This is a genomic window from Streptomyces sp. S.PB5, from assembly GCF_030403745.1.
Classification (GTDB): domain Bacteria; phylum Actinomycetota; class Actinomycetes; order Streptomycetales; family Streptomycetaceae; genus Streptomyces.
This window is the reverse complement of the sequence record NZ_JAQMWP010000024.1, coordinates 124974-132667: the sequence shown is the minus strand read 5'-3', so window position 1 is coordinate 132667 and position 7694 is coordinate 124974. Positions and strand designations below refer to the sequence as shown.

At 70.6% G+C, this 7694-nt stretch carries 8 protein-coding genes; 3 read left to right on the top strand and 5 right to left on the bottom strand.

What is annotated here, in order from left to right:
* Positions 1-709: 709 nt before the first annotated feature.
* Complete coding sequence (locus PH203_RS42620; protein ID WP_289927491.1) at positions 710-1651, bottom strand: LysR family transcriptional regulator; 942 nt, start codon at positions 1649-1651, stop codon at positions 710-712.
* Between the two features lie 223 nt (positions 1652-1874).
* Between PH203_RS42620 and PH203_RS42615 the strand changes: the two genes are divergently transcribed.
* On the top strand, positions 1875-2654 hold the full coding sequence (locus tag PH203_RS42615) for an SDR family oxidoreductase (RefSeq protein ID WP_354671315.1): 780 nt from the start codon (positions 1875-1877) through the stop codon (positions 2652-2654).
* Positions 2655-3632: 978 nt separating this feature from the next.
* On the opposite strand, the gene PH203_RS42610 is transcribed toward PH203_RS42615, so the two are convergent.
* Together PH203_RS42610 and PH203_RS42605 are read right to left on the bottom strand one after the other, a co-directional pair.
* A complete protein-coding gene (locus tag PH203_RS42610; RefSeq protein WP_289927490.1) occupies positions 3633-3974 on the bottom strand; it encodes a hypothetical protein in 342 nt (113 codons plus the stop codon).
* A 182-nt stretch (positions 3975-4156) separates the two neighbouring features.
* Positions 4157-5023 carry a universal stress protein gene (locus PH203_RS42605; protein WP_289927488.1) on the bottom strand — a complete coding sequence of 289 codons (867 nt, stop codon included), beginning with the start codon at positions 5021-5023 and terminating at the stop codon, positions 4157-4159.
* A gap of 416 nt (positions 5024-5439) precedes the next feature.
* On the opposite strand from PH203_RS42605, the gene PH203_RS42600 reads away from it, so the two are divergent.
* Positions 5440-5961, top strand: coding sequence for a flavodoxin domain-containing protein (locus tag PH203_RS42600; RefSeq protein WP_289927486.1), 522 nt, complete (start codon positions 5440-5442; stop codon positions 5959-5961).
* Between the two features lie 233 nt (positions 5962-6194).
* Here the strand turns inward: PH203_RS42600 and PH203_RS42595 are convergent, their stop codons facing one another.
* Together PH203_RS42595 and PH203_RS42590 are read right to left on the bottom strand one after the other, a co-directional pair.
* On the bottom strand, positions 6195-6611 hold the full coding sequence (locus PH203_RS42595) for a pyridoxamine 5'-phosphate oxidase family protein (protein ID WP_289927485.1): 417 nt from the start codon (positions 6609-6611) through the stop codon (positions 6195-6197).
* Between the two features lie 311 nt (positions 6612-6922).
* On the bottom strand, positions 6923-7114 hold the full coding sequence (locus tag PH203_RS42590) for a hypothetical protein (protein ID WP_289927483.1): 192 nt from the start codon (positions 7112-7114) through the stop codon (positions 6923-6925).
* A gap of 378 nt (positions 7115-7492) precedes the next feature.
* On the opposite strand from PH203_RS42590, the gene PH203_RS42585 reads away from it, so the two are divergent.
* On the top strand, positions 7493-7690 hold the full coding sequence (locus PH203_RS42585) for a YHS domain-containing protein (protein ID WP_289927482.1): 198 nt from the start codon (positions 7493-7495) through the stop codon (positions 7688-7690).
* Positions 7691-7694: the final 4 nt, after the last annotated feature.

The following is a 7694-nucleotide window of genomic DNA, read 5'->3' as shown; positions in this document are numbered from 1 at the left end:
ACTGCAGACCCTCCTCGCCACCTGGACCGGAACCTGCCCCACCTGCCACCGCGACATACCCACACCACTACGAACCTGACCAAGCCCTACTAGGGGCAGTGACTCTAGCTGACGCGTTACGGTGACGACCCTTCATTCACCTGGCGGCGGAGCCTCCCACAACTCGGCGATCCATCCCTTCGGCGCCCACCCGTACCGTCTCAGTCTTCGCGCCTCGTCCATGCGCCCGGCCGCGTGCAGCAGATCGGCGGCCAGGGGCAGGGAGCCAGTGTTACCAGCTTCAGCATGGGCTCTCAGTCCCTCCAGGGCCTCGGCTATCGGTGTGGGCCTCTGCAGCAGCCAGGCGTAGTCGTCCCGCAGCATCAGGGGAGCCACTGCGTGGTGACCCTCGCGCCGTCGACGACGTTGCGTTGGACCCAGGCATCGGCGTCCTCAATCTGCTGCAACTTCTCCAGCAGGGCGCTCATCCCCAGGGGGCGGAATCACTCGCCTCGGAAGCAAGCTGATGGCATGTCAATGCCTCGTCTGTCATACCGCGTCTGGTCAGCAGCAGGACTGGTCGGCCATGCGCAGGATGTCCGCCGCCGGTCTCAGAGCACGGGTGTCGCCGACCTCGACGGCGCCCTGGTACAGGCGCATGGCGATGCGGAGAAGACCACGGGCGTGGGCCGCGCGGGCGAGTGCTGCACGGCCTGCCGGAGTGCCGTGGTCAATCAAGGCGTCCCACGTGTGAGCCGGAACTGGAACGAGGTCGGCCGGGCCGCTGCTGGGGCCGAGCCGGGCCGGTGAGGTGGGTGCGGGCCGACCTGCGGAACGCCGCGAGCAAGTGGTTGGGGTCGGCGGCGCGGGTGGCCAGCACGACGTGTCCGGGATCGACGCCGTGCAGGGGGATCGTGGTGATGTCGGGTCGTAGGCGGGCGGTGGCCGGCATGATGGCCACCGCCTGTCCCGAAGCGACGAATTCCAGCTTGTCCTCGGCGACTTGGGCCAGCGGACCGCCAGGGGCGGGACGTCCGTCGGGGCGGGGGTCGATGCGCCAGTAGGCGTTCCATGCCGGGTCGGGTACCCGGGGCAGGGGCTCGTCAGCGATGTCGTCGAGTGTGACTGATTCTCTACCGGCCAGGTAGTGGTCGAGGGGGACCGCCAGCACGCGGGCCTCGGCGTACAGGGTGGTGACCGCCATGCCGTCGGTGGTCAGGGGCAGCCGGGTGACCACAGCGTCGACACGGTGATCAAGCAGTGCCTCGCGTGGACTGTCCCAGCTGAGGTACGAGGTGTGGACGTCGGCGTCCGGGTGGTGGTGGCGCATGTGGCGTACGGCGGCGGTGATGAGCAGGTCTGCGGTGTAGCCGATGGTGATGCGCTGTGGTTGTGCCGCTGTGCGGGCAGCGGCCGTGGCGTGAGCGGCCGAGCGGAGCAACGCCTTGGCGCGGGGCAGGAACGCTTCGCCCGCTTCGGTGAGTCGGCTGCCCCGGGCGGTTCGTTCCAGCAGCCGGGCGCCGACCTGCGTCTCCAGCTTGCTGATCTGCCGGCTCAGTGAGGGCTGCGTGATGCGCAGCTCTTCGGCGGCGCTGACGAACCGCCGATGTTGCGCGAGCACGGTGAAGTACCGCACCAGGCGCAGGTCGAGGTCCGCCGACGGTTTGGGCACGAGGGGAAGCGTATCGCGGAACCATGGCGCCGCTCGGTACGGGAAGGCCGCGACGTGCAGGTATGCCTGTTTCGTATAACTCGATACGGATCAGGGCTTGGACACGGGGAGAGCGGGCGCCGCAGGATCGGCGACACGGAGCGGGTGCGCGGTGTGGCTGCACCGGCTCGCTCTCGTTTTTTGCGCTCCGGCGGGTTTTCGGGACGCGGCTCGCGTCGCGTCGTTGCCCGTCGACCTCGTAGAAGGGTTCTTCATGTGCCAGGACTTCGCCGGTCAGACCGTGCTGATCACCGGTTCGACAAGCGGTATCGGGCGCGAGACGGCGGGGCGGTTCGCTGCCTGCGGTGCCCGCGTCGTCATCACCGGCCGGGACAGGGCCCGTGGGGAGGACGCGGTCGCTGCCATCGCCCAGGACGGCGGTCGTGCCCACTTCGTCGCTGCGGACCTGGCCGATGCCGATAGCGTGCTCCGGCTCGCCCAACAGGCACTCGAGCTCGCCGGTGGGCATGTGGATGTGCTGGTCAACAATGCCAGCCTGCTCTCCTATGCGGCCACCGCGGACGTCAAGGCCGATGAGTTCGACACCGTCATGGCGGTCAACGTCCGCGCCGCGCTGTTGCTGGTGGGCGCGCTGGCGCCGAGGATGGCCGAACGTGGTGACGGCGCGATCGTCAACGTCACGACGATCGTGGCCAATCGGGGTATCCCCGGGTTCTCTCTCTACGGTTCCAGCAAAGCGGCGTTGCAGATGCTCACCAAGTCCTGGGCGGCGGAGTTCGGTTCCGCCGGGGTGCGGGTCAACGCTGTCAGCCCCGGTCCCACCCGCACGGAGGGCATGGCGGGCTATGACGACATGCTGGAGGCGACGGCCGCGCAAGCACCGGCCAACCAGGTAGGCACGCCGCAGGACGTCGCTCGCGCGATCGTCTTCCTCGCGTCACCCGGCGCCAAGATGATCCACGGTGCCGTCCTGCCCGTCGACGGCGGGCGACTCGCTGTCTGACAGCAGAGCCCGCCCAGAGTCCCGGCGGCGCGGTCGCCGCTTCGAGGACCTGCTCAACAGGAGGATCGGGCCCTGCGAGCACGTCAACTGGTGTTGTCACCGGCCAGTTGGGGCCGGTCGGTCCTGTGGGTGAGTCGTTCGGCCCCTGCTCCGGCGTGGTCCGTGGTGCGAGGGTGAGAGGCAAGCCCGCGAGATGAGCGGCGATGCGGTTGGTCAGCAGTGGTCGCCTCGCCGTTCAGGTCCCCTGGCTGTTCAGGGTGGCGGCTGGAGTGGGGAGGTCTTGTGGGTGGCGTCGGTTTGGGGACCGGCGCAGGCCGCTGCGGCGGCCTCTCGGGAAAGGGGGTGGGTCGGCTCACCCGCCCCGGTGCCGGGCTCGCGTGAGGCCGACGGGCGGCGACATGGTCGTCGGAGGGGGGTTCCCGTACGGCCCGCGGGCCCGGCATCCGCTTGCTTCGGGCGACCGTGACACGACCGAGGGCATCCGGATTCCATCGGTCCGCATCGGGGTGAGGGGGAAGCGATTTCACTCACCGGCCACGGGATCGTGTCGGCGGCGTTCGAAACGTAGACGTCGTCGACAGGGGTCGCGCCACTGCAATCCTGCGGACACGGACGTGCCAACGACCGCCATGGGTACGGCGGTGACGTCGTCGTCCGCCAGCAACATCGCGCGGTGATGCACGGCGCCTCCCGTCTCCTTTCCCAGGAGTGACAGCTGGTAGCGGTCAGCAATGTCGAGCGTGTCAGGAGCTGGTCGCGTGAGGGGAGAGCCACTCAGGGCCCGGCGGGGCTGGATGGGGCTCGGAAGCCGGAGCTGCTACCCATCGGTTCAGCGCTTCTGAGGCGGTGCAGACTGCTCCTCTGCGCACCGTGGCACGTGAGCGTGCACCTCGCCGACGAGTTGGTGACCTGCTGTCCCACTTCCCCGGGCTTCCCCGGCCGGAGCCCACCATTGTCGCGGCCGGGGGAATCGCTGTCTCACCGGCTGACGATCAACGCGATGACGTTCAGGACGACCAGAGCCGAGGCCGCGATCCCGCCGACCAGGGCCGGTGTCAGACCGGCGGGTTGGTCGTGCCGGCGCGCGCGAAGGCCGTAGAGGAGCGCGGCGATGGCCGGGGCGACCAGCACCAGCAAGGCGGGCCCGCCCGCCAGGACTGTCGCACCAAGGGGCACGGTTTCGTCGCTGTTGTCATACCCCTGCAGGCTCAGCAGCCAGTCGCCCACGAGCACCGCCAGGACGAAGGCCGGGAGCAGCATCAGCAGCCACAGCCAGGCACGGCGTACATCACGACGCGCCTTCGTTGATCCGGGGGCCAAAGGGCCGGATGCGCTCCGGGAGTGAGCGTGTGCCATCTTGTCTCACCGTCTTTGGGGGAGTTTCGGGCTTCGATAGCGGGGCTACCTGGTGACCGCCCGGTCTCTGGCCCGTGCGCCAGAGGTGCCGCCGACGCCCGGGGCGGATCGCCCTGCTGCCGGTCGTGAGGAAGACCGCGGTGGTGTCATGCATGGGGCACGAGGAGTACCGGGCATGCCGCGGCGCGTACGGTGGCGTGAGCGACCGGGCCGAGCCGGGGCCCGGCGGCGGGCTGTACGCGGTGGCCGAGTACGGCGAGGGCGGCGTGACGGGTGGCGGCGGTCACGGCGCCGGCGGGGATGTCCTCCAGGCAGACCTCCTCCACCCGTACCTCCGGGAACTTCTGTCGCCAGGGCATCAGGACCTCGGTGAGCCGCCTCTCGGCGTGACGGGCACGGGGCGAGGGACCGTAGGGCCGGGACGTGATCGGGTAGGTGCGGAGGGCAGGGCCGGTCGGCGTCCAGGCGTAAAGAGCGCGCAGCGGCACCTCCCGCATCGCCGCCTCCTCGAAGGCGAGAGTGATCACGGCCTCCTGCGCGGGGTGCTCGGCGTCGAGGGCGAGCAGGACCGGTCCGGCCGGCAGGTCGCCGGGGTGGGGCAGGGGGCGGACGAGGGCGACCGGGAAGTCGGCCAGGGCGGCGGTGTGGACTCCGGTGGAACCGAGGAGGAGGGCGGATATGCCGCCCAGTCCGCGTGAGCCGAGCACCAGTAGGTCGGCGGCGAGTCCGGAGGCCAGGAGGGCCACATGGGGCGGCAGGCCGAGTAGCCGGGCCTGGATGTCGAGGTGGGGGTGGCGGCCGCGCAGCCGGTCCCGGGCCAGGTCGAGGGAGCGGGCTGCGAAGTGGCGGCGCTCGGCCTCGTCGGCCGTCTCGGGGGAGGCGCCGTCGGGTGGTGGCCAGGCGGCGACCAGGTGGAGTGCGGTGTCGCGGAGTTCGGCTTCGCGGGCGGCCCAGGCGGCGGCAGCGAGACTGGCGGCGCTGCCGTCGATCCCGGCGGTGACAGGGCGGGGCATGAGAGCACACCTCCGATCGGGCAGGACGGACGGAGCCCTGGACGGGAACCGAGGGGTCTGTCCACCCTGGCGCGGCCGGCGGTGCGGGCGCGAGGGCTCCTCGGTTTCCACCGCTGGGCCGAACGGCCCATTGCCGCGAGGAGCGTGGCCGGAATACTGATCCAAGGGGTGCAGGGATGCTGAACACATGTGGGTCGGGTGGGAACGCCGGGGCCTGAGGGGCCTTGCAGGCCCCCTGTTCCCCATCGGCGGGCCGCCCTAGAGTGGTGGGCGGTGCCCAGGATTCTGGCCTCGCTCCGTTGGCGAGGCGTGCAGAGGCCGAGTGTCTTTCGTCTTCCCGCCCTGGCACCGGCTGGTGGCGGGTCACACCAGGCGAGAGCGCCCCGGCGGTTCAACTCCAGGGTGGGGGTGGGGATATGACCGTCCTGGTGGGTTATGCGACCCGGCATGGATCGACCCGGGACATCGCCGAGCGGATCGCCGTCCGGCTCACCGACCAGGGTCTGCCGGCGTATGCGTATGCCCTTGACTCCTTGCGCGGGGCGAGAGGGTACGACGCCTTCGTCCTCGGCAGCGCGATCCACGACACCGCCTGGCTGCCGGAGGCGGTGGCCTTCGCGCGGCGGCATCCCAGCACCCTGACCGCCTGCCCGGTGTGGCTGTTCAGCACCGGGTTGCCGATGCGGACGGTGGGGCGTTGGTGGCAGACGGGGGCGCGGGAGCCGAAGGAGATCGCCGAGTTCGCCATGCTGATCCATCCGCTGGAGCACCAGCTGTTCGCGGGTGTCTTCCAGCGCGATCACACGTCGCTTTTCGGGCATCTGCTGTTCAGGGCGGCTGGCGGCGAGTACGGCGACCATCGCGACTGGGTGCAGATCGACGGCTGGGCCGATCGGATCGCGCGGCGGTTGCGTGCTGGGACACCTCTGACGCGGTGAAGCCGTGTCTTGCCAGGCGGCCGTGTCGGGAGAGGGGTCGGGCGAGGCCTCCGGGCGGTCGGTGACTGCGAAGACGTCGACCGGCCGGGTCAGCAGCGGGGGCATACCTCGCTTTTCATCGCATCCAGCGGAGTTGGCGATATCGCGTGCCAACTTACCTGACACGGTGAGGTGTTCGGCATCCGTGCAGTCACTCCTGCGCGTGGTCCTGAGCGCATATGGGTGGGAAGCCCTCAGCGCACCAGTCGGTACCCGGTCACGGCCTCCGCGAGGATCCGAACCACGTGTTCCACGTCCATGTCTACCCAGGGCGTGAGCTGGGCCTGGTAGTGGAAGAGCGCCGCCGGGTCGGTCACCCGGCTCGCCCGGCCGGTGACCATCACGCTCCACCCGGTGCGGGTGTCCGGGGCGATCTGGTCAGCCTCGTACACCACGACTTCGGACGCGGCCGCGCTGCCCAGCAGGGCCGCTCCGGCGTGCGTGCGGATGACGACCTCGCCGTCGACGACGACATGATTGACGGGGCGGATCACCAGCAGCGCCTGATGGGTGAAGCCGACGCGCCCCAGTGGCACCCTCGCCAGCAGCTTCAGCGACTCCTCGTGGCCTAGCTCCACCGTGTGGGCCCTGGGGGACGGCCCGGCGGGCATGACAACTCCCTGCAGACGCCTGCATGCTCGGCGCCCTGCGGCCACAGCCCCTCGACGTCGAGGCCGCGGCTGCGTGCGAAGGCCACCGGATGCGCCGTTGCGTCGTGGTCGTTGGAGGGGGAGCCGTCCCACACCGCCAGCACCGGGTGCAGGCACGCAGCAGGCTCTCGTCAGCGCTGACGCACGCGACGAGGCTGCACGGGCGTATTCCCCGAGGCGCCCCTGCTGGGACAGCATGACCAGCTCGCCGGACGCTTTGCGGTCGGACTCCCGGAGCTGGGCGGGCACACCATTCCGCGACGGCAGCACCGTCACCAGGGCCGTGCCTGCCCGGCGCGGTCGAAGGCGACCGGGAGGCCGTATCCGGCACGGACGAGCCCGGCTCTGCCAGCCCGGGCGGAGCCGGCAAGCCGCGAGCGCAGTTCCTCCTCCAGCAGCGCGAGCGTCGGCACGGTGAGATGGGGATGCCCCATCACATCGCAGACATCAGGCGTGCTTCCCACCTGCTGTCCCGGCCGCCGCGCCCCCGCTCAGGGCATTCACCCTGTCTGACTGTCCGGCTCGCTTGCGGATGGCCCTCGGCAGTCGACCGTCCCTATGGCCGGGGACGTGCACGTTCCTTTGCGAGGGACCGTGGGATCGAGCGGCCGCATGGGCCGGCCAGCCCTCTGCCGGGGGACGGTGGGCCCCTGTGGGGTGGGGCGCGTGACCGTGACAGTGGACGTATGACCTGTCGCCCATCGCGCGCGTGGCACCTGCGCCGTCGGCGCTCTGTGCTGCCGCGCCGACGGCGTCGTCACAGGGCGAGGCGGCGGGCCACGACGCACAAGGAGCGTGCGGCGGCAGCGTCGCGAGGCTCTGCCTCGACAAGGGAGGTCGGTGTGAGCATCCGCCGTCACAACCACCACCGGCACGGAAGCCCGGAGGCGGTCACGGATCCGGTGTGCGGCCTGCGCATCAGCAAGTACGGCGCCACCGTGCGGCGCGAAGCGGGCGGGACGCTCTACCACTTCTGTTCGGCCCGCTGTGCGTCCGCGTTCGACGTCGAACCGGCCCGCTACACCACCTCCACCGGGTAGGCCC